This is a genomic window from Robiginitalea rubriflava, assembly GCF_052540725.1.
Genome location: NZ_CP199309.1, coordinates 1,625,722 through 1,651,701 on the forward strand (window position 1 = coordinate 1,625,722; position 25,980 = coordinate 1,651,701).

A 25,980-nucleotide genomic window follows, 5' to 3' on the forward strand; every position below is an offset into this window, starting at 1 on the left:
CGTTCAGTTCAGGGCAAAAAAAAACAGCCGCTTAATTTAAGCGGCTGTTTTTTAGACTTCAAAAGTTTTTCCTTCCTTATCAGTAAATCGGTATTCCAGATACGTGTAAGCGTCTCTTGGTTGGATTTTGACCCATTTTTTGTGTTCCAGAAACCATTTGGAACGAATAGATGGGAATCCTTTGGTAAGGAAGGCTGCGATAAAGGGATGCGTGTTTAAAATAATCGGCTTATCCCGGTTTTTGGACTTTAAAATCCTTTCGAGATCTACCCCTATTTTCTCTACTAACACAATAGGCGCTTCAACTTCCTCCCCGCTTGCACTGGGGTTCGCTTCAGTGGTTTTAATATTGACCTCTGGCCTTACCCGCTGTCGCGTGATCTGTATGAGTCCGAATTTACTCGGAGGTAAAATTTTATGCTTTGCCCGGTCATCCTTCATCTCATCCCGAAGATGGTTGAAGAGTTTCCTGCGGTGATCGGATTTGACCATATCAATAAAGTCAATCACAATGATCCCACCCATATCTCTAAGGCGCAATTGCCTAGCAATTTCGGTGGCTGCCAGCAGGTTTACTTCCAGGGCAGTGTCTTCCTGATTTTTTGCTTTGTTTGAACGGTTTCCGCTGTTCACGTCTATAACGTGCAGGGCTTCTGTATGTTCAATAATCAGATAAGCACCTTTACTCATAGAAGCTGTCCTTCCGAAAGAAGTTTTAATCTGCCGCTCTATCCCGTACTTTTCAAAAATGGGGACAGCAGAGCTATACAGCTTAACTATGGATTCCTTCTCAGGGGCTATCTCGTGAAGATAATCCTTGATCTGGTTATAAAGCGTTTCGTCATCCACATGTATCCCGGTAAAAGTATCGTTAAACACATCCCTTAAAATTGAAGAGGCCCTGTTTAACTCCACTAACACCTTGGAAGGTGTGGGGGCTTTATATAATTTCTTGCACATCGATATCCATTTGGACATCAGATTTTGAAGATCTTTGTCTAATTCTGCTACTTTTTTGCCTTCAGCAACCGTCCTGATAATCACCCCAAAACCTTTGGGTTTGATACTCTGGACTAATCTTTTAAGCCGGTCTTTTTCCTCTTTACTCTCGATTTTCTGTGAAATAGAAACCCGGTCAGAAAAAGGGACCATTACCAAAAAGCGCCCTGCAATCGATAGTTCTGAACTGATCCTGGGGCCTTTGGTAGAAATAGGCTCCTTCACAATCTGTACAAGTAACGATTGATTCGGCTTGATAACATCTTTGATGCTACCGTTTTTATCGATATCTTTTTCTAATGGAAAATTTTTCAGGGAGTAATCTCTTAGCTTCCCGGTGCTGACCATTTTAATGAATTTCAGCATGCTTTTGAGCTGTGGCCCCAGGTCGTGGTAATGCAGAAAGGCATCTTTTTCATACCCCACATTCACAAATGCGGCGTTCAGACCTGTTACGGGCTTTCTGACCTTTGCGATCAGAACATCCCCAACATTGAAATTATGGTCGTCCTCGTCCTGATGAAGCTCAATTAGTTTTCCATCTTTAAGTAAGGCAAAATCAACAGAATTGGAATTAGATCTTACGATTAATTCTCTATTCACCTGATTTGATTTAGTTCCATTTTCAATCGAAAATGGAAAGATTAAACAATATGTAATTACAGGTTGATTTGTTAACCCGTCGAAACTCTTTTCAGAATTTCTATGTCAAAGAACGTTTTAAAATGAAAAAGTAGTTTTTTAAAACTACTTTTTCTTGTGGCGGTTAGCTCTCCTTCGCTTTTTTCGCTTGTGAGTCGCTACCTTATGTCTTTTTCTTTTCTTACCACTCGGCATAGCTATATTTTAACAGTTACTATTTAACTTGCACATTGCTCTTAACTCCTTCTACAAATACTTTTGCAGGCTTGAATGCCGGAATGTTGTGAGCTGGGATTTTAATGGTTGTGTTTTTGGAAATATTCCTTCCCGTTTTTTCAGCCCGGGTTTTGATAATAAAACTACCAAATCCTCTTAAATAGACATTATCACCATTTTCCAGAGATGCCTTTACTTCTTCCATAAAGCTTTCTACGGTTGCCTGTACATCTCCTTTTTCCATTCCCAGTTTTTCTGAGATCTTAGATACGATATCCGCTTTAGTCATTTTTAATATTTATTGTCGTAGGTTTTCAGGGTTGCAAATATATAAATATTATTCAATCTTTCGCCCGGTAAATTAATTTTAAGTGCTTAAAACAGTTAGTTTTGCGGCCGAGAATTAGCAGCATGACTTTTTCGGAACACATTTTAACTTGGTACCGTGCACATAAGAGGGAATTACCCTGGCGCAATACCACCGATCCATATGCCGTCTGGCTTTCCGAGATTATTTTGCAGCAAACCCGGGTGATACAGGGGACTCCCTATTACCTGAAGTTTTTAAAGGCCTTCCCTGAAATAGGAGATCTTGCAAAAGCCTCAGAGGAGGAGGTTTTAAAGCTATGGCAGGGCCTGGGTTACTATTCCCGGGCCAGAAACCTGCATGCCACGGCCAGGTATATTTCTGATGAGTTAAACGGCCGTTTTCCGGAGACCTATGAAGGCCTGTTGTCACTGAAAGGAGTGGGTCCTTACACCGCTGCTGCCATTGGCTCCATATGTTTCAATTTACCCCGGGCCGTTGTAGATGGCAACGTTTACAGGGTTCTGAGCAGGTATTTTGATGTAGACCTGCCTATTGACCGTCCGGAGGGCAAGCGTTATTTTGACAATCTGGCTCAGGAGGTAATGGATGCAAAGCAGATTGCCCTGTACAATCAGGGGATTATGGAATTTGGCGCTTTACAATGTGTGCCGACAAACCCCGATTGCAATAATTGCCCCCTGTCTGCCAGCTGTGGTGCCCGTTTAAAGAAACGTGTGGGAGAATTACCGGTAAAACAAGGTAAAACGGCTGTTCGCAAGCGATTTTTTAATTACATCATGCCGGTGGATCAAAGCTTTCGGACCAAACTAATTCGTCGCTCAGGCAGCGGAATCTGGCAGGGCCTATATGAGTTTCCACTGCTGGAATCCAAGCAGGTGTTAAATCATCAAAAATTAATAACCGAAATGGCCGGAGAAAAGGATATGGACCTTTTGACCAAGGGCGAATTGATTCAGATTAATGAGGCCCCCCTGATCCATAAATTGTCGCACCAGCATTTATATACCACCTTCTGGATTTGCCGTCTCAGGGAATTGCCAGGAGAATCTGTTCCTATCGAAAAAATGGGAGAATTTCCTGTGCCTGTTCTCATTTCTAACTTTATGGAAACGGTTAAAAATTCGTACTTTTGATCCAATAAAGGAATTATGAGCGGAACATTGAATAAAGTGATGCTGATCGGGCATCTGGGGGATGAGGTTAAAATGCATTATTTTGACGGGGGCAACTGCATTGGGAGATTTCCAATAGCAACGAATGAAACCTATACCAACCGGCAGACTGGTGAAAAAGTTACCAATACAGAATGGCACAATATTGTTGTGCGCAATAAGGCAGCTGAAATCTGTGAGAAATACCTGAGCAAAGGCGATAAGATATATGTTGAAGGCCGGTTAAAGACCCGGCAGTGGCAGGGTGAAGACGGAAACACCAGGTATACTACTGAAATACAGGTAACGGACTTCACCTTTTTAAGCACCAATAAAGACAGCTCGGAGGCACAGAATATGAATGCGCCCTCACGGCAACAACCCTCGCAGGCAAAACCTGCTGCAGCCACAAAGGCTCCATCTGTGGAAGCCGCACAGGAGGAGGAAGATGATTTACCATTCTAGAAAACCTAATTAGAAACTGTTGGACCCCGAGCCCATTAGCCAGATTATTTTAGGGATTCCCCTGGATACCTTTTTAATCCCAAAGTTTATCCTGTTAATAATACTGCTCGGCTGTTCGGCCATGATTTCAGGGGCAGAAGTCGCCTTTTTCGGGCTTTCTCAGACCGAGTTAAACGAAATTGATGAAAGCGGCAGCAACAAGGGACAGCTGATTATCCGTTTGCTGGAGCGGCCCAAAAAGCTATTGGCAACCATCCTTATAGCCAACAACGCAATCAATATCGGAATTGTACTGCTGCTCAACAATATTGGGGACAGCATTTTTGCAGGGATTGACCAAATTTATTTTGGTTTTCTGCCCGGTCGTTTCCTTATGGAGGTAGTACTTGCAACCTTCCTTATCCTGTTGTTCGGGGAAATCCTTCCAAAAATTTACGCCAATCGGAACCGCAGGATTTTTGCTACACAAATGGCCTATATTATCAAGGGGCTGGATATCCTGCTTACCCCCCTGAGTTCGCCTATGCGGGCCGGGACCATATTGATGTACAAACGACTGGGAAAACAAAAGTCCAACCTGAGTGTGGACCATCTTTCTCAGGCCCTGGAACTGACCTCGGAAGGGGATACCACCAAAGAAGAACAAAAAATACTACAGGGCATTGTTTCCTTTGGAAATACGGATACCAAACAGGTTATGCGGCCCAGGATCGACATTTTTGCCCTGAGTGAGACCATGAAATATCCGGAAGTCCTTGAGGAGATCAAGAAAAACGGGTTTTCACGTATCCCCGTCTTTGCCGAGAACATGGACAATGTTTTGGGAGTACTCTACGTAAAAGACCTGCTGCCTTACATAGACCGAAAATCCTTTAACTGGACATCCCTGATACGTGAGCCTTATTTTGTGCCTGAAAATAAAAAACTGGATGACCTGTTGCTTGAATTTCAGGATAAGAAAAATCACCTGGCGGTAGTGGTTGACGAATTTGGCGGAACATCGGGTATTGTAACGCTCGAAGATGTGATTGAGGAAATTGTAGGGGATATCAGCGATGAGTTTGACGATGAAGACCTCATTTTTTCTAAATTGGATGATTTTAATTACGTCTTTGAGGGAAAAACGAACCTAAAAGATTTCTACAGGGTTGCGCGGATTGAAAATACGGAACTGTTTGAAGCTCAAAAGGGGGAATCTGAGACCATTGCCGGATTCATACTTGAAATATCGGGAGATTTTCCGAAAAGGGGCGAGCAGATCCAATTCGAAAGTTACACTTTTCAGGTGGAAAGCCTCGATAAGAAACGAATCAAACAGATCAAAATTACGCTGCCACATGATGCATAAACTCAGCTTGATTTTATTCCTGACCATTTTTGCAGTCGGGTGCAAGGATGAAACGCTTCCCAAGCCAAAGGCCATGCTCCAGCTGGAGTATCCGCAAGGCGCCTACAAATTATATTCAGCCAATTGCCCTTATAAATTTGAGTTCAATCAACTGGCATCCCAAAAGACAGATGGAGACTGCAATTTAGTACTGGATTATCCCGAAATGAAAGGTTCCATCTACCTTACCTACAAGCCGGTTGAAGGAAATATCACCGAGCTCTTGTCCGATGCGCAGAAGTTGTCTTATGAACACGTGGTGAAGGCAGATAATATCCTGGAACAACCCTATATCAATCCTGAAGGAAAGGTGTATGGAATGTTTTATGAAGTGAAGGGCGATGCCGCTTCCCAGTCCCAGTTTTACGTAACAGACAGCACCTCCCATTTTGTAACAGGTTCCCTGTATTTTTATGCGAAACCCAATTACGATTCTATATATCCGGCCGCTGTTTACTTACAGCGGGACATTCGGAGAATAATGGAAAGCCTGAGCTGGAAGGCTGAATGATCGTATAAATTAGCTAAGATGCAGGCATATCCCAAGGAATTACTTCATTCGGCACTCCAAAAAGTAAGCCCATACATACATCGCACGCCCGTGCTTACCTCCGGCCTGCTCAATGAGCTTTCCGGAACCCGGCTGTACTTTAAATGCGAAAACTTCCAAAGGGGCGGCTCTTATAAAATACGGGGGGCTACCCACGCCCTGATCCGCCTGATGGAGACTGGAGCAGTTCCGGCCGTGGTCACGCATTCCTCCGGGAATTTTGCCCAGGCCCTGTCCCTGGCCGCAAGGTCCCTGTCCATTCCTGCTTATATTGTGATGCCCGAAAATGCACCAAAGGTTAAGAAAAAAGCCGTGTTGCAATACGGGGGGAAGGTATATGAATGCTATCCCAGCCTGCAGGCCAGGGAAGAGGCTGCAGCCCGAATTGCAAAGGAGCATGGAGCTATTTTTATTCACCCCTCCAATGACCCCATGGTTATAGCAGGACAGGGAACCGCCTGTATGGAACTGCTTGAGGAGGTTCCAGATTTGGAAAAGGTAATTGCCCCCGTTGGGGGAGGGGGACTGCTGGGAGGGACAGCTCTGGCAGTAAAATATTTCGGAAACAATTGCATCGCCTTGGGAGGAGAGCCCTTTGCTGTGGATGATGCCTACAGATCCCTGAAGGCGGGTGAAATAATGGATAATGAGACCACTGATACCATAGCAGACGGGCTTCGGACGGTTCTGGGATCCCATACCTTCCCGATTTTACAAAATCACGTACAAACCATAATACGCGTTACGGAAGCGGAGATTGTGCAGGCCATGCATTTGATCTGGGAACGGATGAAGATCGTAATCGAACCTTCCAGTGCAGTTGCTTTTGCGGCGGTGCTGAAGGAACCCCGGCATTTTAAAGATCACAAAACAGGAATCATTATTTCCGGAGGGAATGTGGACTTACAAAATTTGCCTTTTTAGGCCTACTGATCGGTTTGAGTAGTATCCAATATTTTTAAGAGCGTTTCGGCTCGTTCAATGCTGCTGTTTACCTTATCGCGCATTACCTTTACCTTTACCTCTTCCTCTTCTAACCAGGCCTCTTTTTCAGCTGTCAATTCTTTCCCTTTGTGAATTTCTTCGAATTTAAACCGGTCCCCAAAGCCTTTCATCCAGTCCATCATGGCCGTATTGGCTTCCTGCAGGTCCTTCATGGCCAGTTGATAGGCAATACCCTGCTGGGAACTATCTGCCAGGGGTTTCAGCTGTCCGACCAATTTCCCGATAGTCTTCATTTTAGGCATTACTGAGTCGTGTATGGCCATAACACGTTGCATCTGCTTGGAAGTGGTATTTTCTTTCTGCTCAGGTTTACAACCCAGTGTTACGAAGGCTATCAGGCCAATAGACAGGCTAAGGACTTTAAGGTAAAAAGCATTTGACTTTTGCATAGATGAATAGTTTTATACTATCGCTACATTCTTCAAAAGTAGGAACTTTGCCGTAATTTTCCCGCCTATGAGCGATGTAAACCGGCGCTGGTTCTACCTGATCGTACTTTCCGTTATATGGGGGACTTCCTATATCCTTATCAAGAAGGGACTGCAGGGATTTACGGCCCTGCAACTGGGGAGTGTCCGTATTCTGATTGCCGGAGCTTTGTTATTGCTGATCGGCTATAAATCTCTTCGTCCTATTGAAAAAAAACAGTGGAAGTGGGTAGCGCTGAGCGGCCTGGTGGGAAGCTTTATTCCCATGTTTCTGTTTGCTTTTGCCGAAACTGAAATCGACAGCAGCATAGCCTCTATCTTAAATTCCCTGGTTCCGCTGTTTACCCTTTTTGTTGGGTACTTTGCATTTAAGATATCCTTTAGCACCAATCAGCTAACAGGTGTTCTGGTTGGGCTGGCCGGAGCAGCCCTGCTCATATACCTCGGGGCAGAAATCAATCCGGGACAAAATTACTGGTACGCAGGGCTTGTAGTACTGGCAGCACTCTGCTACGCCTGTAATGCAAATATTATTAAAAGTAAACTCTCTGAAGTGAGTCCGATGGGGATTGCTACGGGGAATTTTATTTCCATCATGCTTCCGGCCCTGATTATCCTCCCATTTTCAGGAGCCTTTACCAGTACGGTGATCAATGGGCCCTATTTTTGGTCTTCCATTGGATATATTGTTATCCTCTGCATTTTTGGCACCTGTGTGGCCAAGGTAATGTTCAATAAGTTAATCCAGCTTTCAACCCCGGTTTTCTCCGTTTCGGTTACCTATCTCATCCCTGTGGTGGGAATTTTTTGGGGCCTTTTAGACGGAGAACGTTTTACCTTAATGCAAATGGGTGCAGCAGCTATTATCCTGCTGGGGGTTTACCTGGTCAACAAAAAATAAAGGCACCCTTTGGGGTGCCTTTACTCCTGTAAAATATTCGGGTTTAGTTGAAATCCGATTCAGTTACTTCGTAATTAATAATCGCTTCCAGCAATTTGCTTTCAATTGGCTGAGGCCCCATCGATCCGAGCTTTACAGACGGGAACTTTACACCGTCTACTTCCTGATACTCCTTGATAAAGGTTTCCTGGTTTTGCGTCTGCCCATTCATGGATACCACTGAGGCCTCTTTTACCTTCAGGCCGGTTTCTACGTCGTAAAAATAACTGGCCTGCACTACTTCCCCGGGGACATCGATGCGGTAGGCTGCCTTACCTTCCACCATTTCCGTTCCGGCAAGCTTGACCTCAGGATTGGAAGCGAAGCCCTGTTCCGGGAAAATACCCATGGCATTCTTCATATCCTTTTGCATCTGCGGAGGAAGTGGCATTTTGTTTCCTCCCTGCTTCATAAACAGTTCATCCCCCTTGGCGATTACTCCCATCATGGGGTTGTTGTTCATAAAGGTCGTCTGGGCGTAATTTTCGGCTGTGCGAATTTCTTCAGTCTTAATGGTTGCGCCCATTGCAGACCCTTCGTATACCAATTTCAGAGAGTTTATGGCTCCAACTTTATCTTTCCCGCCAATTGCCATAAAGTATTTATCCACAACGGCAGCTACAGTTATTCCCTCAGGTACGGAAGCGGAATAATCCGGCTTTTCGGCAGGCTGAGCGTATTTGGTATAATACTTAACAGGTACAGTTTTCCCTTTGAAGCTTACTTTTTCGAGGTTTTCAAGCAGTTCGCTTCCCTTTCCAGCTACTACAACCCGTGCATTGTTGGGCTTAAAGTACTTTTTAGAAGCCTTTTGAATGTCTTCTACGGTAATGGCTTCTATCCTTTCAAGAAAAGTTTCATAGAAATTTTCAGGTAGGTCTTCCTGAAGGATCTCCACTGCGTAATTGGCGATTGTGGAGGGCCTTTCAAGTTGCATTACGAAATTACCGGAATACATGGCCTTAGCCAGTTCCAGATCTTTTTCCGAAATGGGCTCTTCGGTCATGCGTTCTATTTCCTTCAGGATTTCAACTACGGCACTGTCAGTAACCATATTCCGTACCCCGGCCGAGGCAGCAAAGGTCGAAGTTCCCCATTTGCTGTTACCAAGGGAAGAATAGGTACTGTAGGTATAGCCCTTATCCTGCCTCAGGTTTTTCATCAGCCTGCCCGTAAAGCCGCCAGAACCCAATACAAAATTCGCCATAGTTGCAGAGAGGTAATCGGGATCTTTCTTTTGGAGGCCCACAAGGTTTTCTACCCATATTTCGGATTGTACGGCATTGGGAACATCCACAAAGTTGATCTGTGTATATTGCGCATCAGATGGGTCTGAAAATTCGAAGGAAGGGGGAGAAGCCTTTGTCCATGGTAAGAAGTATTCCTCCACCAGTTTCTTTACCTCCTCAAGGTTCGTATCTCCCACAACTACCAAATAGGCATTGGCTGGCACAAAATAATTCCTGTAGAAATTCTGGACGTCCACCAGGGTTACATTATTAACGGTTTCTTCTGTTGTGAATTCCCCGTATGGGTGGTTTACCCCATAGGCCAGGGCGCTTCGCACCCTCCTGGCGATCACCTTGGTGTCTTTTTCATTAGACTTAAGATTGGTGATTAACTTGTTCTTTTCCTTATCGAATTCTTCCTGTGTAAAATTCGGGCTGAGGGCAGCCTCGGCCATCAACTCCATAAGCCTTGGGAAGTATTTGCTTAGGCTGGACCCAAAAGCACCCTGTGAAAAGATTTCCAGGCGGGCGCCCATAAAATCAATTTCCTCGTTAAAGGCATCCATGGAAATGTTTTTGGAGCCCTTTCCAAGCATGCTTCCGGTCAGACTGGCTACTCCTGCCTTGTCACCTTCATAAATCGGGGGGTTGTCAATATCCAATTGAACGGATACCCTGGGGAGCTTATGGTTTTCAACCACCAGGACCGTAAGGCCGTTGCCGAGTTTGAACTGCTCTGGCTTATCCAGCTTGATTTTGGGAGCCGGCCCGGCTTCCGGTATTTTGGTCCGGTCTACCTGGGCATGCAGCGAAAGGGCTCCAAAGGTCAGGACGAGTGTAAAAAGTATCTTTTTCATAGTCTTAGTTTTCCATTTTTTCACCAGGGAGGTATTCAATGATAGCCCGCTGGTTTGGTTTAAGGTATTTGATAGCCACATCGCGTATTTCTTCAGGGGTTATTGATCTGTAAATCTCGATTTCCTTGTTTATCAATGAGGTATCTCCGTAAAGCATGTAATTGGTGGCCAGGGATCCGGCTATTCCTGCAACGGTGGCATTCGAGTTTACAAAGTTGTTTTCAAATTTATTGAGTAGTTTCTGGTAATCCTTTTCCGAAATAAGTTCAATTCTAAGTGAGGCGATCTCTTCTTCAATTTCCGTTACCAGTGTCTGCAGTGGGGTCTCGCCAACGGGGATCCCAAAAATGACATACATCCCATAATCTTCCTGCCCAATATTGAAGGCACTTATTTGCAGGGCCTGTTTTTGTTCATCCACCAGCTTTTTATAAAGCTTGGAACTTCGCCCATCACTGAGGTAGGTAGAAATCATGTCGAGCACGCGGTAATCCCTTTCCGTAAACCCAGGCGTGCGGTATGCCACCAGGGAAGCGGGGATCTGTATATTAGGGTCATAGGTCTTTTTAGTGATTTGCTGGGTAATGGGAGTTTCTTCCGGATAATTGCGCACAATTTCTTCTCCCCTGGGGATGGGCCCGAAATAGTCCGACACCATCTTTTTGGTTTCAGGCATATCAATATCCCCGGCCACTACCAATACAGCGTTATTGGGCACGTAGTATTTCTTGTTATATGCCCTTACGTCATCTAGCGTTGCCTGCTCCAGGTCTTCCATGTAGCCAATATTCGGATCCTTGTAAGGATGCTTCTCAAAAAGAGTTTCCCCGAGAACAGGCAGAAGCTGACCATATGGACTATTGTCATACCGCAGGCGCCGTTCTTCTTTAACCACTTCTATCTCCCGGTCCAAAGCTTCCTGGCTGATTGTTGGGTGCAACAGGCGCTCCGATTCCAGCCATAGGCCGAGTTCCAGGTTGTTCGATGGGAAAAGCTCGTAATAATACGTTCGGTCCTGAGAGGTGTTTGCATTATTCTGCCCGCCACGGGTAGAAATAATTTCATCCCATCCGCCTGTAGGAATGTTTTTACTTCCATCAAACAAAAGGTGCTCAAAAAGGTGGGCAAACCCTGTCCGTCCTTCCGTCCGGTCTTTTCCACCAACGTGGTACATAATGGAGGTGATTACCACAGGGGCCGAATTGTCCTGATGCAGGATAACATGCAGGCCGTTATCCAGGTCGTATTCCTCATAGGATACCTCCTGGGCAGTTAGTGTTAGAAGCAGCCCTGAAAACAGGACTGATAGCAATAATTTTTTCATGCGTTACAGGGTTTTATTAAGTTTTGCAATATAGGCAGTTTCCTACAACTCCCAAAGCTCTCCAAGATACCTCTTAGGGTGTAAATTCAAAATCTTCCAGACTTTCTTTAACTATTTTTTAATATAAAATAAGCGAATAATAGTATCTTTAAAGGGAACTAATATTGTTACTACAAATGATGAGATTTGCTCTCCCCATCCGTTTTGGACTTGCAACAAGCGGAAGTCTGATAGCTTATTTTTTGGTGCTGTCCCTATTTGGGCTGCACACCAATGTTTTTTACAGCCTGTTCAACGGAGTCATCACGGGCTTTGGAATTTATGAGGCCATCAAGTATTACAAATTAAAACTGGGTAAAGACTTCAATTACGGCAAGGGCTTTTCGGCGGGTATTACTGTCGGTTTTGTGGCCACACTCATCTTTACCGCTTTTTTTGCCTTCTACAGCACCGAAATCAATACAGATTTTCTGCCAAACCTCTCTACCACTTTTTTTAAGGACTTTAAGAATTTTGAGGGGATAGTCTTTTTTACGGTTGCTATTATGGGCTTTGCCAGTTCCCTTGTACTGACGCTGAGTTTTATGCAGTTATTCAAAAGTTCGTACAACCAAAAAAAATCTTCTTAAAACCGCTTTAAAGGCTTGCCTATTGGCAATTTAGCAGTATATTTGCACCCGCCTTTGACGAATTGAGCAATTGTTCTACGGTCAGAGGATTGTCTAAATAATCATTTATTTCGCTATGTACGCAATTGTAGAGATAGCAGGGCAGCAATTTAAAGTTGCGAAAGACCAGAAGGTATTCGTACATCGTCTGAAAGAAGAGGAAGGGAAAAAAGTTACTTTTGACCAGGTACTTCTGATAGAAGATGGTGATGCGGTTACCATTGGCGCCCCGGCTATAGACGGCGCAGCTGTAGAGGCTAAAGTCGTAAAGCATTTAAAAGGAGACAAGGTAATTGTCTTTAAAAAGAAAAGAAGAAAAGGATACCGCGTAAAGAACGGACACCGCCAGTACCTTACAGAACTGGTAATTGAGGGTATCGTTGCTAAAGGCGCTAAAAAAGCAGCAGCTAAGAAAGAGGCTCCCGCCCCTAAAGCAGCTCCTGCAAAGAAAGTAGAAGCCAAAAAAGAGGCTCCTGCAAAATCCGAGCCTAAGGCAGAAAAGCCAAAATCAACAGCAGATTTGAGTTCAAAAACAGTAGCTGAGCTCAAAGATATGGCTAAAGAACAAGGGCTTAGTGGATATTCATCTATGAAGAAGGCTGAATTAATCAAAGCCCTCGGAGGAAAATAAATTGAAAACAGGGAGGCAAGCCTTCCAAAAAAGTTAATACCATGGCACACAAGAAAGGTGTTGGAAGTTCCAAAAACGGACGCGAGTCAGAATCGAAACGATTAGGCGTAAAGATTTTTGGCGGGCAAAAAGCCATTGCCGGAAATATCATTGTACGCCAAAGGGGTACCAAACACAACCCTGGTGAAAATGTTTATCTGGGAAAAGACCATACCCTGCATGCACGGGTTGACGGAATTGTCCGTTTTGACAAGAAGTCTGGTGGAAAATCCTTTGTATCCATCGAGCCGTTTGAGGCTTAATCGGAACCCAATCATATTATTTAAAGCCCGCTCCATAGAGCGGGCTTTTTATTTTCCGGGGTTTTATCATTTTTTAATATCTTCAAGAGGTAATCACTAAAAACACATCAAATGAAAAAATCATTTATGGCCCTTACTTTGGTCGCCTCGCTTTTGTTTAGCAGTTGTCTTGGATCCTTCAGGGCCTTTAACAACCTGAAAGACTGGAACCAGGAAGTATCGGACAATAAGTTTGTAAATAACCTGGTGTTCTGGGGATTAAATATCATTCCTGTATACCCTCTGTTTTTCCTGGGGGATTCGCTCATCTTTAACGTCATTGAATTCTGGTCTGGAGCGAACCCCATTGCGATGCAGCAAGGAGAGCAGGAAGTTCAAATGGTGGAAAGGGACGGAAATACTTATAAAATGACCGCTACCAAAAACAGAATTCAGGTAGCCGTAATAGATGGCCCCAAGAAAGGTGGAAAAATTGAACTTTTTTACAAACCTGATGAAAAATCCTGGAATGCCATCCGTCCGGACGGGGAAATCATACCCCTCTCCAAAATGGAGGAAGGCTTTTATATTGTGTACTTGCCAGACGGTAAAGAAATCAAGATGAATACCCAGATGGACCGCAGAGAAGGCCTTGCCCTAATAGAGGAATACAAATCCTGCTACTTTATGGAAGGGATGCTGGCCGAAGCCCGGTAGGAAGAGTTTAACACCAAAAAAAACCCGGAAAACATTTCCGGGTTTTTTTTGAATTAATATCGGTAATAATCGGGTTTGAATGGCCCCTTGGCCTCCACCCCTATGTAACGGGCTTGCTCCGGACGCAACTCCGTCAATTCTGCTCCCAGCCTTGAAAGGTGCAGGGCTGCAACTTTCTCGTCCAGATGTTTGGGCAGCATATAGACTTTGTTCTCGTATTTATCGCAGTTTTTCCACAGCTCTATCTGCGCCAGGGTCTGGTTGGTAAAACTGTTACTCATTACAAAACTCGGGTGGCCGGTAGCACATCCGAGATTCACCAGTCTTCCCTCGGCCAGCACGATAATATCTTTTCCGTCAAGTGTGTACTTATCTACCTGCGGTTTGATTTCATCCCGGGTATGCCCGAAATGTGTATTGAGCCATGCCATATCTATTTCGTTGTCAAAGTGGCCGATGTTGCAAACGATCACCTTGTCCTTCATAGCCCTGAAATGCTGTTCCTGTATGATGTCCTTATTCCCGGTAGCCGTAATTACGATGTCTGCATTGCCGACAACACTTTCCAGGTGTTTAACCTCATAGCCATCCATACAGGCCTGAAGGGCGCAAATCGGATCAATTTCGGTGACGGTTACAATCGCACCCGCTCCCCTGAAGGAGGCTGCCGTTCCTTTACCTACATCCCCATATCCGGCAACAACAACACGTTTCCCAGCCAGCATGGTATCAGTGGCCCTGCGGATGGCGTCTACTGCACTTTCCTTGCACCCGTATTTGTTGTCAAATTTTGACTTGGTTACCGAGTCATTTACATTTATTGCGGGCATGGGAAGGGTGCCATTCTTCATGCGCTCGTATAGCCTGTGGACCCCTGTTGTGGTTTCTTCAGAAAGCCCACGGATTCCTTTTGCGAGTTCCGGATAGCGGTCAAATACCATATTGGTAAGGTCGCCGCCATCGTCAAGTATCATATTCAGGGGTTTGCGCTCTTCCCCAAAGAACAGGGTTTGCTCAATACACCAGTCAAATTCTTCCTCGCTCATGCCTTTCCATGCATAAACCGGGATCCCAGCTGCGGCTATAGCTGCTGCAGCGTGGTCCTGGGTAGAGAATATATTGCAGGAACTCCAGGTAACTTCTGCTCCAAGGGCTACCAGGGTCTCTATTAACACGGCAGTTTGGATGGTCATATGCAGGCACCCTGCAATACGCGCACCTTTCAGGGGCTTTTCCTTTCCGTATTCCTCTCGAAGTGCCATCAGGCCTGGCATCTCAGCCTCAGCCAATAAAATTTCCTTACGGCCCCAATCAGCCAGGCTGATATCCTTGACTTTATAGGGCATGTATTCTACTGTTTTGGTACTCATAGCAATGGATAACTTTTATTCTAAAATTTACTTTTTTGAAATTCCCTTTTAAGGGAACAAAAATAAGTGGCCTTAAATTCTTAATTTGTATACCAGTCCCTTATTTTTATGCGGTTACAAAGGTACTGATAAGTTCGGATTTCCTATGCCTCTTTATAAAAGTATAACAATTGATCCCCAAACCAGGGTGTTTATCTGGAATGTAACGGAGCCGGAAGCCCGTCTTCGCGCCGAAGCGCTGCTTTCAGAAAACAGCGAGCAGAGGGTTTCTAATATGCTATCGGAAATCCACAGAAGGGGTTATCTGAGTATTCGGCACCTCTTAAGCCTGGCGGGCTATTCAGACAACGACCTTTTTTACGATGCCAATGGCAAACCCCACCTGAAGGATGGCGCCCACATCTCTATTACGCATTCCTTTGAGTTTACAGGGATTATAGTTTCCACCCACAGGGAAGTGGGGATAGACATTGAAAAAAAACGGGACAAAATAATGAAGATTGCCCGTAAGTTTACCCCTTTAAACGAGTACAGGACACTGGCCAATGAAGAGGCGCTTATCCGTAAACTCACAATGGTCTGGGGGGCCAAGGAATCGCTTTACAAAATAATGGCTTGTCCGGGCCTGAGTTTTTTAAATCATATCCATATAGAAGATTTTGAGATGGAAGAGGGGGAAAGCTGGGGAAGTGTTTCGTATAAGGGCAGGCGTACGGATTTCAGTCTGAATTTTCTGGAATTTGAAAATTATGTCTGTGCATACGCTCTGAAAAATGAAACCTCCCAATGAGATCCGTCTGCGTATTCGCAAACTCTGCCTTACCTTTGGCTTTTAAGCTTTAACCATGGACATTTCTGTAGAAATCACCCTAAGTCCTTTGCAGGACAATTACGAAGAAGCTGTCATCTGCTTTATAAAATCCCTGAGGGCTTCAGGCCTGAAGGTAATTGAGAACCCGCTCAGCACCCAGGTTTATGGAGATTACAATAAGGTAATGCAACTACTGCAGCAGGAAATCCGATCCAGCCTCGAAAACATGCAACAGGGAGTATTTACCATAAAGGTTGTCAAAACCGATCGCAGTTCCTATGAGCCCCATTTTTGATTTTTTCCTGGATCCGTACCGGGACAGGTCGCTGCTTTTTATTGTATTGGAGGCCATTGCGTTTGTATTCGGGATCGCAAGTGTTATCTACGCAAAGAGGGAGCATATCTGGGTATATCCCACCGGGCTGATTGCCACCCTGATTACCATGTACATCTTTCTGAAAGATGAACTGCTGGGGGATATGATGCTCAACCTGTACTATTCCCTGATGAGCGTTTATGGTTGGTGGAACTGGTCGCGCAAGAAAGGGGAAACCTCACTGGTCCGCATCAGCCGGACCAACACCCGGGAAAAATGGATAGGGCTGCTGCTCTTTGCGCTAACCCTGGGGGTTACCTATGGTGTTTACAAACTCTTCGGGACGGAAATAGGGTATACCAATTATATTGATATTTTCACCTCTGGCGTCTTTTTTACAGCTATGTGGTATATGGCCAACAAGAAACTGGAGAACTGGACCCTTTGGATCCTGGCAGATATTATCACAGTACCCCTCTATGCCTATCGCGGCTGGGGAATGCTGTCCCTGCAGTATCTCATATTTACTATCTTGGCCATCCAAGGATATTTTGCATGGAAAAAGCTCTTGAACAAAAGCCTTCAGACCTCCTTAAAGTAGTTATTTTTGGCCCGGAGTCTACAGGAAAGACTACATTGGCCAGGGCCCTGGCTGAGCACTACAATACAGAGTGGGTGCCTGAATACGCCAGGGAATACCTGCAGGCCAAGTGGGACAGGGGAGAAGGAGTTTGCGAAGCAGAAGACCTGCTGCCTATTGCCCGCGGACAAATGGAACTGGAGAATCGATTAACGCAAAAGGCGAATAGACTGTTAATTTGCGACACGGACTTACTGGAAACCAAGGTTTATTCAGAGGCCTATTATTTGGGTTATTGTGATCCTGTCCTGGAAAAATACGCCCTGCAAAACCAGTACGATCTTTACCTGCTTACGGATATTGATATTCCCTGGCAGGCAGATGACCTTCGGGACAAACCGCACCAGCGTGAAGAAATGTTCGAATATTTTAAGCGTGCTTTGGAAGATACTCAGAGGAGTTTTATTATTTTAAGGGGAAGTCGGGAACAGAGGCTGCAAAAGGCCATTACTCAAATAGACAAATTACGCAACGCATGATTGAATTTACAGAGAAAGACAAGCAGTTATTTACAGCTAAAGGAATTTCTGAGGACAAGGTGTTAAAGCAAATCGGGATCTTTGAGGAAGGAATACCCTTTGTGCAACTGGAGAAAGCGGCCGTTATCGATGATGGGATATTGCGTTTTGGGCAGGAGCAGCAAGAGCAGATGCAGGCCTATTTCAGGGAACATAAGAAAGGCTTGCAGGTATTGAAATTTACCCCTGCATCCGGGGCAGCCTCCCGTATGTTCAAGGACCTCTTTAATTTTTTAGAGGAATACGACCCGGAAAAGACAGCCCTGGAGAAGTACCTGAAAAAAACGGCGAATAAGGGAATTAAAACCTTTATAAAAGGAATGGAAGAATTCGCCTTTTATGAAATGGTAAATTCCCGGATTGGATCAGAGCATAAAACGGAGGGCCATCGGGTCTTTCGGTTTGTGGATGAACTTTTGTCCGAAACCGGCCTGAATTACGGTTTTTACCCCAAAGGCTTGTTGCCGTTTCACAATTATAAGGGATATTTGGCGACCCCTTATGAGGAGCACCTCCTCGAGGGGGCTTCCTTTGCCCGCAGCACCAATGTGGCGTATTTGCACTTTACCATTTCCGAAGACCATCAGAAACTCTTTGATAAGGAGCACCTGCGGGTGGCAGAAACAGTGGAAGACCGCACCAAATGCGGCTTTCATGTAGGTTATTCGTTTCAGAAAGCGGCAACAGATACGATCGCTGTAACTCCCGAAAATGAGCCGTTCAGAACAGAGGAGGGTGATATTCTGTTCAGGCCCGGAGGCCATGGGGCGCTTATAGAAAACCTGGATGAACAACAGGCCGACCTGATCTTTATAAAAAATATAGACAATGTGGTTGTCCGTGAATCACTGGAGGAAGTAGCCTATTGGAAGGAAGTGCTTGGCGGATACCTGCTGATGCTCCAAAAACAGGCATTTAGTTTTGCGCGTATGCTGGAGCAGGGCTCCCTAGATACGGACCTGCTACACCGTATTCGCGAATTTCTGGAGACCCGTCTCAATGCCCGCTTCGGTGCCTCATTTGAAGGGTATAGCATAGAAGAGCAGCTGGCTATCTTAAAGGATAAGCTCTTCAGGCCTATCCGTGTCTGCGGAATGGTACGCAATGAAGGGGAACCGGGAGGCGGACCGTTCTGGGTTGCTGACCAGAAGGGGCACATTTCGCTCCAGATTGTCGAGTCGGCACAGGTAAATACGGATGACCCGGAACAAATGCAGATTTTTAAAGAATCCACCCACTTTAACCCGGTAGACATAGTCTGCGGGGTTCGGGATGCCTTTGGGAAGGATTACAAACTGATGAATTTTGTAGATGAACGCCTGGGTTTCATCACAGACAAAACCTTTGAAGGCCGGCCTTTAAAAGCCCTGGAACTTCCCGGTTTGTGGAATGGGGCCATGGCTTACTGGAATACTGTTTTTGTTGAAGTGCCGGTAAGCACTTTCAATCCGGTCAAAACCGTAAATGACCTCCTCAAACCGGCACATCAGGTTTAGCCCCCATATTTTTAGGTTTTGTAAACTTCCCTGATTAGAAAGCTTTTGAAGTATTTCGCCAATTAGCCCTGGCTTCTTATCTTTGCGGCATCTCTTAAGGGGTGCTTTTAAAGGCCTGAGGAACTATTTGTATTCCAAAGTGCTTTTCAAGGCTGAGATCAGACCCGCTGAACCTGGGCAGGTAATGCTGCCAAGGGACGGCCTTTTAAAAAGGTCCAAAGGCTTGTGATAAATTAATTTAAAAGATACCGGAAACTAAGCTCCTGTATTTTTAAGGATCACAGCAGCAACAATCTAATGAGAATAATGGCCCCTTTTATTCGTAAATATTTGACGAATGAAAAAAATCATACTTTCAGGGGCATTGTGTTTCAATTTTGTCTTCCTGTGTGCACAACAAACAGATAAAGACTCTACGGCAGCGGAGATCAAGCTAGACGAGGTCCTGGTTTCTGCAGTTCGTGCCAAACAGGAATCTCCGGTTACCTTCACCAACCTGAAGAAAGAACGGGTTCAGGCCAGGAATCTGGGCCAGGACATCCCCATCCTTATGAATTATCTTCCTTCGGTAGTGTCTACTTCCGATGCAGGGGCAGGTATTGGCTATACGGGCATACGCGTCAGGGGAAGCGATGCAACCCGTGTAAATGTTACCATCAACGGTATTCCTTATAACGATGCGGAATCACAGGGCACTTTCTGGGTCAATATGCCTGATTTTGCATCCTCTACCGAAAACCTGCAATTACAGCGCGGGGTGGGTACTTCCACAAATGGGGCCGGGGCTTTCGGGGCCAGCCTGAACCTGCTTACAGATGCCATCAGGGAAGATGCCTACGCCAGCCTTTCCGCTTCTCTGGGGAGTTTCAATACGCACAGGGCCACCTTGAAGTTCGGTACGGGATTGCTAAAAGATCATTTTGAATTTTCAGGTCGCCTGTCCCGGATCGCTTCGGACGGGTACATAGACCGGGCTGCTTCTGACCTGGACTCCTATTTCCTGCAGGGGGCCTACAAGGATGACAACACCCTTATTAAGGTACTCCTCTTTGGCGGGCATGAAATAACCTATCAGTCCTGGTATGGCTTTGACCCTGCCACCATCAGTGCTATAGGGGAAGACCCCAGCCTGGAAACCAATCGTCGCTTTAATATTGCCGGGATACAGTTTGACCCGGATGGGAATTTTGAGGGATTCTACGAAAATCAGGTAGACAACTATAAACAGGACCATTTTCAATTACACTGGAATGAAAAATGGACATCTGCTCTCAGAACCAGCATGGCCATTCACTACACCCGTGGGAGGGGGTTTTTTGAAGAATACGTAGATGAGTGGTACTACAGCAATATCCTTTTTGCTCCCGACGCCCAGCTGAGTTTTCTCGGACAGCCCAACCCAACCATTAACGGGGAAGAACAGGAAACCACCGATTATATCCGACGCAGGTGGCTTGACAATGATTTTTACGGGGCCGTATTTTCTGCAGAGTACACCAAAGGCCCTTTGGAACTAATTTTTGGCGGTGGGCTAAACACCTATCGCGGAGACCATTTCGGGGAGGTAATCTGGGCCAGGAATGCCCCGGGCATAGACAGGGGAGACCGGTACTATGAAGACGATTCCCAGAAGGATGACATCAATTTTTTTGGTAAGGCGAATTACCTTTTGGGTGAGCAATTCCGATTCTTTGTAGACCTGCAATACAGGGGGGTGCGCTACCAGGCCAATGGACAGGAAACCGGGCTGGTAGATGACCGCTTTAACTTTTTCAACCCCAAGTTGGGTCTTACTTACAACCTGAACTCCTACCAGAACCTGTATTTTTCATATGCGGTGGCGAACCGGGAACCAAACAGAAACGACTACGAAAACGGGAATCCGAAACCGGAACGCCTGAACGATTTTGAACTCGGGTGGCGCTATTTAAAAGAAGGGATACGCCTCAATACCAATTTATATTATATGCGTTATAAAGACCAACTGGTGCTTACCGGGGCACTGAATGATGTTGGGGCGCCCATAAGGGCAAACATAGGGGATAGCTACCGCCTGGGCCTGGAGATGGACGCAGACCTTCGCCTGGGAGAACGCTTCAGCTGGCAACCCAATCTGGCCCTTAGCCTTAACCGGAATGTGGATTACTTTTTCAGAAGAGATGGAGAATTGCAAAACCTGGGGGATACACCCATTGCCTACTCCCCTGGAATCGTGGCCGGAAACCGACTCGTTTTCATGCCAACGGATGCCTTACAGCTGGCCTTGCTCAGCAAATATGTTGGGGAACAGTATATGAGTAATATAGAGGCAGAAGGTTCAAAACTGGATGCTTATACCCAAACAGATATCAATTTGGTTTATACCCTGCAGCCACGTGGCCTGATTCAGGAAATCCGGTTTACGGCCCTGGTCAACAATATTTTCGATGCCAAATTCAGTTCCAATGGATACTTCTACACCTTTGATGATGATTTTTCAAATCCGGGTACCATTACTACTGTTGAAGGAGTGGGGTATTATCCGCAGGCGGGGATTAATTTCCTCCTGGGAGCTGCCTTCGAGTTTTAATTGCTGAGGATTACCAGATTCCCATTACGGTTAGCGCGGTATTCCAGCATGTCAAAATAACGGTTCCCGTCATCGGGGCGGTCCAGTTGCTGCCCCGTAAAAAGGCTGTAGGTATAATCCTCGCAGTCACAACGGGCTACCTGTCCTTCTATGCGCATGGTGGAACAACTGTTTGGAGCATGATTGGGGCAGGAGGCTTCGAAGGCCCTGAAGATATCAAAGCCTGTATTCATGACAAATACTCCTCGGATTCCCGTTGCATTATTGCCTATATAAACGGCATTTCCGGTTGTTGTAAGCGGGCTGTACAAGGGTAAGTTAAGATTGATCTCAAAGCGGAATCCAATTTCCTGCAAATAGGGATTTCGGTTATTGGTATTGTTGCTGCAAGCCTGAAGCAACAAGAGGAGCAGTAAGGCAGGCAGTATCGAAATACGCGGCATGACAATGGGTGTTTAGAACAAAAATCTGCAAAAAATACCTATATTTGCGTTAAATCCTCTCAAATATACGTAAGTATAGCAGGGGATTTTCTATTTATTAAAAGCAGACCATATGAGCAAGGTATCTTATTATACGGCAGAGGGGTTGAAAAAATTAAAGGATGAATTAAATCACCTCAGGGATGTAGAGCGCCCAAAAGCTTCCCAGGCCATTGCAGAGGCAAGGGATAAAGGAGATTTATCTGAAAATGCTGAATACGATGCTGCTAAAGAGGCTCAGGGCCTGCTTGAGATGAAGATTGCCAAGATGGAAGAATTATTGTCCAATGCAAGGCTCATTGATGAATCCCAGCTGGATACTTCTAAGGTTCTGGTACTCTCTACCGTAAAGCTTAAAAACACTCAGAATGGTATGGAAATGAGCTATACCCTTGTTGCTGAAAGTGAAGCCGATCTTAAATCCGGTAAAATTTCGGTTACTTCTCCCATAGGAAAGGGGCTTCTCGGCAAGAAGGTTGGCGATACTGCCGAAATTCAGGTCCCGAACGGCACCCTGAAATTTGAAATTCTCGAGATTTCGCGATAGCTTCTGCCTAACGGGGCTCCCGAAACGGCTTTTTACTATCTTTAGTGAAAACAAACGCCATATCATGCCCAGTATTTTTACCCGAATTATAAATGGAGAGATCCCCTGTTATAAAATAGCGGAGGATGCCGATAATTTTGCTTTTCTGGATATTAACCCAAACAGCAAGGGGCATACCTTATGTATTCCGAAAAATGAAGTGGACAAGATTACGGATATGGACCCCGGGGCCTACGAGAGCCTTATGCGCTTTTCAAGAAAAATAGCAATTGCCCTGGATGCCAGTATAGACTGCCTTCGGGTAGGAATGACGGTTATTGGGCTGGAAGTACCCCATGTACATGTGCACCTGATCCCGTTACAAACCATGGCAGATGCTACCTTTCAGAAAAAAGAACAATTGAGTCCGGAGGAATTTGAAGCCATTGCAGCTAAAATCCGGTCAAACCTTTGAAATAACCTTGCTGAAAGAGGTAAACCAGGGCAGCTACCAATACAATTCCCAGGAGAATCAGTATATAGAAAAGGGGTTTGAACTGAATTCCCGCCTTGTCAGGCTTTACAGCCTTTTCATAGTAATCCACACTGCGTTCAATGTCTTCTGTCCACTGTACCGGGAAAATCTGACTTTTGCAGGTATTGCATTCAAGGGTCCTGCTCACTTCTGAGGTGGTGCGGTGGTATAACTTGCCGTAGCTGTGCTTCTGGAAAAAAGTCAGTTTCAGGTCCTGGTTGAAACACTCCGGGCAATTGTTGCTCAAAGGGGCTTCTTTCAGGATTTTTTGCTTGTTCTTAGCCATGATCACTTTTGATTTTAAAGGATACCTGCATTATGGTTCCCTCTTTTCCGGATGTTAATACTTTTACCTTTCCCTGGTGGTATTCCTCAACAATTCTCCTGACCAGTGAAAGCCCCAGCCCCCAACCCCTCTTCTTGGTGGTTACGCCCGGGTTGAAGATATCCTGGAAATGCTGGCGTGGAATCCCATGCCCGGTATCGGAAATCAGTACATTTACGTAGGGGTTGGCCGTTTGGATCTCAATGGAAATGTGCCCTTTGCCCTTCATCGCATCAATCCCGTTTTTTACAAGGTTTTCGATGGTCCAGTTATACAGGGATTTGTTCAGCATTACCGGGATTTTTTCGGCTTTGGATTCAAAGCTGAACTGAATGAGCCTGGAGCTTCTCAATTTCAGGTATTCAAAAGCCTCCCGGGTTTCCTGCACAAGGTCTGCCTCCTGCAGCTTCGGCAGGGATCCGATTTGTGAGAACCTTTCCGTAATGGTCTGCAATCTGCCGATATCCTTTTCTATTTCGGAGGTGATTTCCGGATTGATTTTTTCGGACTTCAATATTTCATTCCACCCCAGGAGGGAGGTAAGCGGGGTCCCGATCTGATGGGCCGTTTCCTTTGCCATCCCTGCCCAGAGTTTATTTTGTTCGGAAGCCTTATTGGTTTTAAAGAAAAAGAAGATTACGGTGCCGAAGAGCAGAATGATCAAAAGCAGCGCAATGGGATAATATTTCAGTTTGTTGAGTACTTCAGAGTTTCCGTAATACAGGGTTGCCAGTTGTTCCCCCTGAAAATCAATAATAATAGGGGTGTTTTCATTCTGGAACCGTACTATTTTATCCCGGATCAACAAACTGTCTTCTGCGGAGACCCCCTCCATATTGTTGATTTTAAAGGACCCGTCCTGGTTCACCAATATCATGGGGGTGCTGGTATTATTCTGTAAGACTTTCAGGTGTAAGTTTCCCAGGTCCTGGTCTTCTGAAGAACGCAGCAACTCAGATTGGGCTGTAGCCCAGATTTCCATTTTAAAGCGCTCCTCTTCTTTGAATTTCTTGAAAAAACTATTGGTGTTCCACAGGATCAGGCTAACGATCACAAAGGAGGAGATCAGCAGAATTGCGTTGGAAATTTTTTTAGGCGGGTTAAATCGCATACTATGCCATATGGTCCTTAAAGATAACTTAATTTGCCGGGAATTGTTGTGGACTGTTGTCCGTATTCGCTTCCATTTCGGGGGTTTTTTACATACTTTTGTCAGACTATGGAAGAGCGCCTGTCCCTGAACCCATCTGATCTGGAAACCAGAGAACTCCATGCCTATTTACTGGGGGCTGTGGGCCCAAGGCCCATTGCTTTTGCCAGCACTATCGGAGCTGATGGTCAGCCCAATCTGGCTCCATTCAGCTTCTTTAATGTCTTTAGTGCAAACCCGCCTGTATTGATTTTTTCCCCGGCGCGGCGCGTGAGGGACAATACCACCAAGCACACCCTTGAAAATGTTCAGCAAAACAGGGAAGTGGTTATCAGTGTAGTGTCTTACGATATGGTTCAGCAGATGTCTCTGGCCAGTACTGAATACGGCAAAGGGGTAAATGAGTTTAAGAAAGCCGGATTTACCATGCTCCCTTCCGAAAAAATAAAACCTTTCAGGGTGGCCGAGTCTCCTGTTCAGTTTGAATGCAAGGTAACCAAAGTTATGGCCCTGGGAAAAGAAGGCGGAGCCGGGAACCTTATTTTTTCTGAAGTGGTAAAAATTCACATCAGTAACTCCATACTCGATCAGGACGGGCGGATTGATCCCTTTAAGCTGGACCTGGTATCCCGCCTGGGGGGAAATTGGTACAGCAGGGCAGCTGCAGGCCTCTTTGAGGTCCCCAAGCCGTTATCGAGCCTGGGTGTTGGGGTGGATGCTATTCCGCTGCAAATTCGGCAGAGTAAAATCTTGAGTGGTAATGACCTGGGGATGCTTGGAAATGTAGATTCCCTGCCATCGGCCCAGGAAGTTCAGCAGTTTTTGCAATCCAATATGGAAGCCCGCAGCGTTCTCAGTGCTGACGACCCGGAACAGGTCCATAAAAAGGCCAAGCAATACCTGGAACAAAACGACGTAAATGCTGCCTGGAATTTACTCCTGGCCGGGATGCAGGCGTAAAAAAATTAAAAATCAAATAGTTAACTAATTAGTAAGAATTTTTTAAAATGGAAATTGAAGGAACCATCAAATTAATAGACGAAACAAAAACATACGGAAGCAAAGGGTTCCGAAAAAGGGAAGTGGTAATTACAACAGATGAACAGTACCCACAGCACATCCTTGTGGAATTCATTCAGGACAAAACAGACCTGCTGAATGATTTCAAACCCGGCCAGCCAGTAAAAATCAGTATCAACCTCAGGGGAAGGGAGTGGACCAATCCACAGGGGGAAACCAAATATTTCAACTCCATTCAGGGTTGGAGGATAGAGAGTCTTCAGCAACAGGACGGATCCGGAGAAATGCCACCCGTTCCGCCCATGGAGGCCTTTGAACCTGCGGAAGACCTGAAGGAGGAAGATTACGACGACCTTCCATTTTAAGCATTCCCTGGTGCGGCATCTCTTTTTAAGGCAAAA

At 45.4% G+C, this 25,980-nt stretch carries 29 protein-coding genes; 20 read left to right on the forward strand and 9 right to left on the reverse strand.

What is annotated here, in order from left to right; translation table 11 throughout:
• Positions 1-51 precede the first annotated feature (51 nt).
• Positions 52-1,602, reverse strand: coding sequence for an Rne/Rng family ribonuclease (locus ACT6NU_RS07420; RefSeq protein ID WP_445381041.1), 1,551 nt, complete (start codon positions 1,600-1,602; stop codon positions 52-54).
• A 253-nt stretch (positions 1,603-1,855) separates the two neighbouring features.
• The gene (locus ACT6NU_RS07425) at positions 1,856-2,146 is read right to left on the reverse strand and encodes an HU family DNA-binding protein (protein ID WP_088339771.1); all 291 of its coding nucleotides are present in this window, start codon (positions 2,144-2,146) and stop codon (positions 1,856-1,858) included.
• Between the two features lie 101 nt (positions 2,147-2,247).
• On the opposite strand from ACT6NU_RS07425, the gene mutY reads away from it, so the two are divergent.
• From mutY to ACT6NU_RS07450, 5 genes are read left to right on the forward strand one after another with little or no spacing between them, the layout of a single operon-like run.
• Positions 2,248-3,321 (forward strand): A/G-specific adenine glycosylase, encoded by a 1,074-nt coding sequence (mutY, locus tag ACT6NU_RS07430; RefSeq protein WP_445381042.1) that lies wholly within the window; start codon positions 2,248-2,250, stop codon positions 3,319-3,321.
• 15 nt (positions 3,322-3,336) lie between these two features.
• Positions 3,337-3,804: a single-stranded DNA-binding protein gene (locus ACT6NU_RS07435; protein ID WP_445381043.1), complete on the forward strand. Its 468-nt coding sequence runs from the start codon at positions 3,337-3,339 to the stop codon at positions 3,802-3,804.
• Positions 3,805-3,823: 19 nt separating this feature from the next.
• Complete coding sequence (locus ACT6NU_RS07440; protein ID WP_445381044.1) at positions 3,824-5,152, forward strand: gliding motility-associated protein GldE; 1,329 nt, start codon at positions 3,824-3,826, stop codon at positions 5,150-5,152.
• On the forward strand, positions 5,142-5,702 hold the full coding sequence (gene gldD, locus ACT6NU_RS07445) for a gliding motility lipoprotein GldD (protein ID WP_445381045.1): 561 nt from the start codon (positions 5,142-5,144) through the stop codon (positions 5,700-5,702). The genes ACT6NU_RS07440 and gldD overlap by 11 nt, the downstream gene beginning before the upstream one ends.
• A gap of 18 nt (positions 5,703-5,720) precedes the next feature.
• Positions 5,721-6,665, forward strand: coding sequence for a pyridoxal-phosphate dependent enzyme (locus tag ACT6NU_RS07450; RefSeq protein WP_445381046.1), 945 nt, complete (start codon positions 5,721-5,723; stop codon positions 6,663-6,665).
• Between the two features lie 2 nt (positions 6,666-6,667).
• Here the strand turns inward: ACT6NU_RS07450 and ACT6NU_RS07455 are convergent, their stop codons facing one another.
• Entirely contained in the window at positions 6,668-7,135 is a 468-nt protein-coding gene (locus ACT6NU_RS07455; protein WP_445381047.1) for a hypothetical protein, read from the reverse strand.
• 67 nt (positions 7,136-7,202) lie between these two features.
• On the opposite strand from ACT6NU_RS07455, the gene ACT6NU_RS07460 reads away from it, so the two are divergent.
• Positions 7,203-8,075 carry a DMT family transporter gene (locus ACT6NU_RS07460; RefSeq protein WP_445381048.1) on the forward strand — a complete coding sequence of 291 codons (873 nt, stop codon included), beginning with the start codon at positions 7,203-7,205 and terminating at the stop codon, positions 8,073-8,075.
• 43 nt (positions 8,076-8,118) lie between these two features.
• On the opposite strand, the gene ACT6NU_RS07465 is transcribed toward ACT6NU_RS07460, so the two are convergent.
• Both ACT6NU_RS07465 and ACT6NU_RS07470 read right to left on the reverse strand, forming a co-directional pair.
• Positions 8,119-10,200: a M16 family metallopeptidase gene (locus ACT6NU_RS07465; protein ID WP_445381049.1), complete on the reverse strand. Its 2,082-nt coding sequence runs from the start codon at positions 10,198-10,200 to the stop codon at positions 8,119-8,121.
• A gap of 4 nt (positions 10,201-10,204) precedes the next feature.
• Positions 10,205-11,524: a M16 family metallopeptidase gene (locus ACT6NU_RS07470; RefSeq protein ID WP_445381050.1), complete on the reverse strand. Its 1,320-nt coding sequence runs from the start codon at positions 11,522-11,524 to the stop codon at positions 10,205-10,207.
• 176 nt (positions 11,525-11,700) lie between these two features.
• On the opposite strand from ACT6NU_RS07470, the gene ACT6NU_RS07475 reads away from it, so the two are divergent.
• The 4 genes from ACT6NU_RS07475 to ACT6NU_RS07490 all read left to right on the forward strand — a co-directional run bounded on the left by ACT6NU_RS07475 (position 11,701) and on the right by ACT6NU_RS07490 (position 13,821).
• The gene (locus ACT6NU_RS07475) at positions 11,701-12,153 is read left to right on the forward strand and encodes a DUF4199 domain-containing protein (RefSeq protein WP_445381051.1); all 453 of its coding nucleotides are present in this window, start codon (positions 11,701-11,703) and stop codon (positions 12,151-12,153) included.
• Between the two features lie 115 nt (positions 12,154-12,268).
• Positions 12,269-12,823, forward strand: coding sequence for a 50S ribosomal protein L21 (gene rplU / locus ACT6NU_RS07480; RefSeq protein ID WP_445381052.1), 555 nt, complete (start codon positions 12,269-12,271; stop codon positions 12,821-12,823).
• A gap of 41 nt (positions 12,824-12,864) precedes the next feature.
• The gene (rpmA, locus tag ACT6NU_RS07485) at positions 12,865-13,125 is read left to right on the forward strand and encodes a 50S ribosomal protein L27 (RefSeq protein ID WP_445381053.1); all 261 of its coding nucleotides are present in this window, start codon (positions 12,865-12,867) and stop codon (positions 13,123-13,125) included.
• A 111-nt stretch (positions 13,126-13,236) separates the two neighbouring features.
• Entirely contained in the window at positions 13,237-13,821 is a 585-nt protein-coding gene (locus tag ACT6NU_RS07490; RefSeq protein WP_445381054.1) for a DUF3332 domain-containing protein, read from the forward strand.
• A 53-nt stretch (positions 13,822-13,874) separates the two neighbouring features.
• Here ACT6NU_RS07490 and ahcY read toward each other — a convergent pair whose 3' ends face one another.
• Positions 13,875-15,191: an adenosylhomocysteinase gene (gene ahcY / locus ACT6NU_RS07495; RefSeq protein WP_445381055.1), complete on the reverse strand. Its 1,317-nt coding sequence runs from the start codon at positions 15,189-15,191 to the stop codon at positions 13,875-13,877.
• 145 nt (positions 15,192-15,336) lie between these two features.
• On the opposite strand from ahcY, the gene ACT6NU_RS07500 reads away from it, so the two are divergent.
• From ACT6NU_RS07500 to ACT6NU_RS07525, 6 genes are all read left to right on the forward strand, one after another.
• Positions 15,337-15,981, forward strand: coding sequence for a 4'-phosphopantetheinyl transferase family protein (locus ACT6NU_RS07500; protein WP_445381056.1), 645 nt, complete (start codon positions 15,337-15,339; stop codon positions 15,979-15,981).
• A gap of 55 nt (positions 15,982-16,036) precedes the next feature.
• Positions 16,037-16,297 (forward strand): thiamine-binding protein, encoded by a 261-nt coding sequence (locus ACT6NU_RS07505; protein ID WP_445381057.1) that lies wholly within the window; start codon positions 16,037-16,039, stop codon positions 16,295-16,297.
• A complete protein-coding gene (pnuC, locus tag ACT6NU_RS07510; protein WP_445381058.1) occupies positions 16,281-16,919 on the forward strand; it encodes a nicotinamide riboside transporter PnuC in 639 nt (212 codons plus the stop codon). Before ACT6NU_RS07505 ends, pnuC begins: the two co-directional genes overlap by 17 nt.
• The gene (locus ACT6NU_RS07515; RefSeq protein WP_445381059.1) at positions 16,874-17,437 is read left to right on the forward strand and encodes an AAA family ATPase; all 564 of its coding nucleotides are present in this window, start codon (positions 16,874-16,876) and stop codon (positions 17,435-17,437) included. The genes pnuC and ACT6NU_RS07515 overlap by 46 nt, the downstream gene beginning before the upstream one ends.
• Positions 17,434-18,972: a DUF4301 family protein gene (locus ACT6NU_RS07520; RefSeq protein WP_445381060.1), complete on the forward strand. Its 1,539-nt coding sequence runs from the start codon at positions 17,434-17,436 to the stop codon at positions 18,970-18,972. The genes ACT6NU_RS07515 and ACT6NU_RS07520 overlap by 4 nt, the downstream gene beginning before the upstream one ends.
• A 337-nt stretch (positions 18,973-19,309) precedes the next feature.
• A complete protein-coding gene (locus ACT6NU_RS07525; RefSeq protein ID WP_445381061.1) occupies positions 19,310-21,541 on the forward strand; it encodes a TonB-dependent receptor in 2,232 nt (743 codons plus the stop codon).
• On the opposite strand, the gene ACT6NU_RS07530 is transcribed toward ACT6NU_RS07525, so the two are convergent.
• Positions 21,538-21,984, reverse strand: a complete 447-nt coding sequence (locus ACT6NU_RS07530; RefSeq protein WP_445381062.1) for a hypothetical protein — start codon at positions 21,982-21,984, stop codon at positions 21,538-21,540. The genes ACT6NU_RS07525 and ACT6NU_RS07530 overlap by 4 nt on opposite strands.
• Before the next feature lie 112 nt (positions 21,985-22,096).
• Here ACT6NU_RS07530 and greA point away from each other — a divergent pair, with 112 nt between their 5' ends.
• Positions 22,097-22,570, forward strand: coding sequence for a transcription elongation factor GreA (gene greA, locus ACT6NU_RS07535; protein WP_445381063.1), 474 nt, complete (start codon positions 22,097-22,099; stop codon positions 22,568-22,570).
• A 64-nt stretch (positions 22,571-22,634) separates the two neighbouring features.
• Complete coding sequence (locus ACT6NU_RS07540; RefSeq protein WP_445381064.1) at positions 22,635-23,024, forward strand: HIT family protein; 390 nt, start codon at positions 22,635-22,637, stop codon at positions 23,022-23,024.
• Here ACT6NU_RS07540 and ACT6NU_RS07545 read toward each other — a convergent pair.
• Together ACT6NU_RS07545 and ACT6NU_RS07550 are read right to left on the reverse strand one after the other, a co-directional pair.
• Positions 23,002-23,370 (reverse strand): hypothetical protein, encoded by a 369-nt coding sequence (locus ACT6NU_RS07545; protein ID WP_445381065.1) that lies wholly within the window; start codon positions 23,368-23,370, stop codon positions 23,002-23,004. The two genes, ACT6NU_RS07540 and ACT6NU_RS07545, sit on opposite strands and share 23 nt — an antisense overlap.
• Positions 23,363-24,520, reverse strand: coding sequence for a sensor histidine kinase (locus tag ACT6NU_RS07550; RefSeq protein ID WP_445381066.1), 1,158 nt, complete (start codon positions 24,518-24,520; stop codon positions 23,363-23,365). The genes ACT6NU_RS07545 and ACT6NU_RS07550 overlap by 8 nt, the downstream gene beginning before the upstream one ends.
• Positions 24,521-24,628: 108 nt before the next feature.
• Between ACT6NU_RS07550 and ACT6NU_RS07555 the strand changes: the two genes are divergently transcribed.
• Together ACT6NU_RS07555 and ACT6NU_RS07560 are read left to right on the forward strand one after the other, a co-directional pair.
• Entirely contained in the window at positions 24,629-25,519 is an 891-nt protein-coding gene (locus tag ACT6NU_RS07555; RefSeq protein ID WP_445381067.1) for a flavin reductase family protein, read from the forward strand.
• Between the two features lie 47 nt (positions 25,520-25,566).
• Positions 25,567-25,944, forward strand: coding sequence for a DUF3127 domain-containing protein (locus ACT6NU_RS07560; RefSeq protein ID WP_445381068.1), 378 nt, complete (start codon positions 25,567-25,569; stop codon positions 25,942-25,944).
• Positions 25,945-25,980 lie beyond the last annotated feature (36 nt).

Excerpts from the sequence above, each read along its gene's own strand:
- gldD (WP_445381045.1), top strand. The coding sequence starts at position 5,142 with ATGATGCATAAACTCAGCTTGATTTTATTCCTGACCATTTTTGCAGTC.
- ACT6NU_RS07500 (WP_445381056.1), top strand. The coding sequence starts at position 15,337 with ATGCCTCTTTATAAAAGTATAACAATTGATCCCCAAACCAGGGTGTTT.
- pnuC (WP_445381058.1), top strand. The coding sequence starts at position 16,281 with ATGAGCCCCATTTTTGATTTTTTCCTGGATCCGTACCGGGACAGGTCG.
- ACT6NU_RS07435 (WP_445381043.1), top strand. The coding sequence starts at position 3,337 with ATGAGCGGAACATTGAATAAAGTGATGCTGATCGGGCATCTGGGGGAT.
- ACT6NU_RS07490 (WP_445381054.1), top strand. The coding sequence starts at position 13,237 with ATGAAAAAATCATTTATGGCCCTTACTTTGGTCGCCTCGCTTTTGTTT.
- ACT6NU_RS07425 (WP_088339771.1), bottom strand. The coding sequence starts at position 2,146 with ATGACTAAAGCGGATATCGTATCTAAGATCTCAGAAAAACTGGGAATG.
- ACT6NU_RS07540 (WP_445381064.1), top strand. The coding sequence starts at position 22,635 with ATGCCCAGTATTTTTACCCGAATTATAAATGGAGAGATCCCCTGTTAT.
- rplU (WP_445381052.1), top strand. The coding sequence starts at position 12,269 with ATGTACGCAATTGTAGAGATAGCAGGGCAGCAATTTAAAGTTGCGAAA.
- ACT6NU_RS07505 (WP_445381057.1), top strand. The coding sequence starts at position 16,037 with ATGGACATTTCTGTAGAAATCACCCTAAGTCCTTTGCAGGACAATTAC.
- ACT6NU_RS07460 (WP_445381048.1), top strand. The coding sequence starts at position 7,203 with ATGAGCGATGTAAACCGGCGCTGGTTCTACCTGATCGTACTTTCCGTT.
- ACT6NU_RS07455 (WP_445381047.1), bottom strand. The coding sequence starts at position 7,135 with ATGCAAAAGTCAAATGCTTTTTACCTTAAAGTCCTTAGCCTGTCTATT.
- ACT6NU_RS07560 (WP_445381068.1), top strand. The coding sequence starts at position 25,567 with ATGGAAATTGAAGGAACCATCAAATTAATAGACGAAACAAAAACATAC.
- ACT6NU_RS07525 (WP_445381061.1), top strand. The coding sequence starts at position 19,310 with ATGAAAAAAATCATACTTTCAGGGGCATTGTGTTTCAATTTTGTCTTC.
- greA (WP_445381063.1), top strand. The coding sequence starts at position 22,097 with ATGAGCAAGGTATCTTATTATACGGCAGAGGGGTTGAAAAAATTAAAG.
- ACT6NU_RS07555 (WP_445381067.1), top strand. The coding sequence starts at position 24,629 with ATGGAAGAGCGCCTGTCCCTGAACCCATCTGATCTGGAAACCAGAGAA.
- ACT6NU_RS07545 (WP_445381065.1), bottom strand. The coding sequence starts at position 23,370 with ATGGCTAAGAACAAGCAAAAAATCCTGAAAGAAGCCCCTTTGAGCAAC.
- rpmA (WP_445381053.1), top strand. The coding sequence starts at position 12,865 with ATGGCACACAAGAAAGGTGTTGGAAGTTCCAAAAACGGACGCGAGTCA.
- ACT6NU_RS07515 (WP_445381059.1), top strand. The coding sequence starts at position 16,874 with ATGGAAAAAGCTCTTGAACAAAAGCCTTCAGACCTCCTTAAAGTAGTT.
- ACT6NU_RS07475 (WP_445381051.1), top strand. The coding sequence starts at position 11,701 with ATGATGAGATTTGCTCTCCCCATCCGTTTTGGACTTGCAACAAGCGGA.
- ACT6NU_RS07530 (WP_445381062.1), bottom strand. The coding sequence starts at position 21,984 with ATGCCGCGTATTTCGATACTGCCTGCCTTACTGCTCCTCTTGTTGCTT.
- ACT6NU_RS07465 (WP_445381049.1), bottom strand. The coding sequence starts at position 10,200 with ATGAAAAAGATACTTTTTACACTCGTCCTGACCTTTGGAGCCCTTTCG.
- ACT6NU_RS07520 (WP_445381060.1), top strand. The coding sequence starts at position 17,434 with ATGATTGAATTTACAGAGAAAGACAAGCAGTTATTTACAGCTAAAGGA.
- ACT6NU_RS07450 (WP_445381046.1), top strand. The coding sequence starts at position 5,721 with ATGCAGGCATATCCCAAGGAATTACTTCATTCGGCACTCCAAAAAGTA.
- ACT6NU_RS07550 (WP_445381066.1), bottom strand. The coding sequence starts at position 24,520 with ATGCGATTTAACCCGCCTAAAAAAATTTCCAACGCAATTCTGCTGATC.
- ACT6NU_RS07470 (WP_445381050.1), bottom strand. The coding sequence starts at position 11,524 with ATGAAAAAATTATTGCTATCAGTCCTGTTTTCAGGGCTGCTTCTAACA.
- ahcY (WP_445381055.1), bottom strand. The coding sequence starts at position 15,191 with ATGAGTACCAAAACAGTAGAATACATGCCCTATAAAGTCAAGGATATC.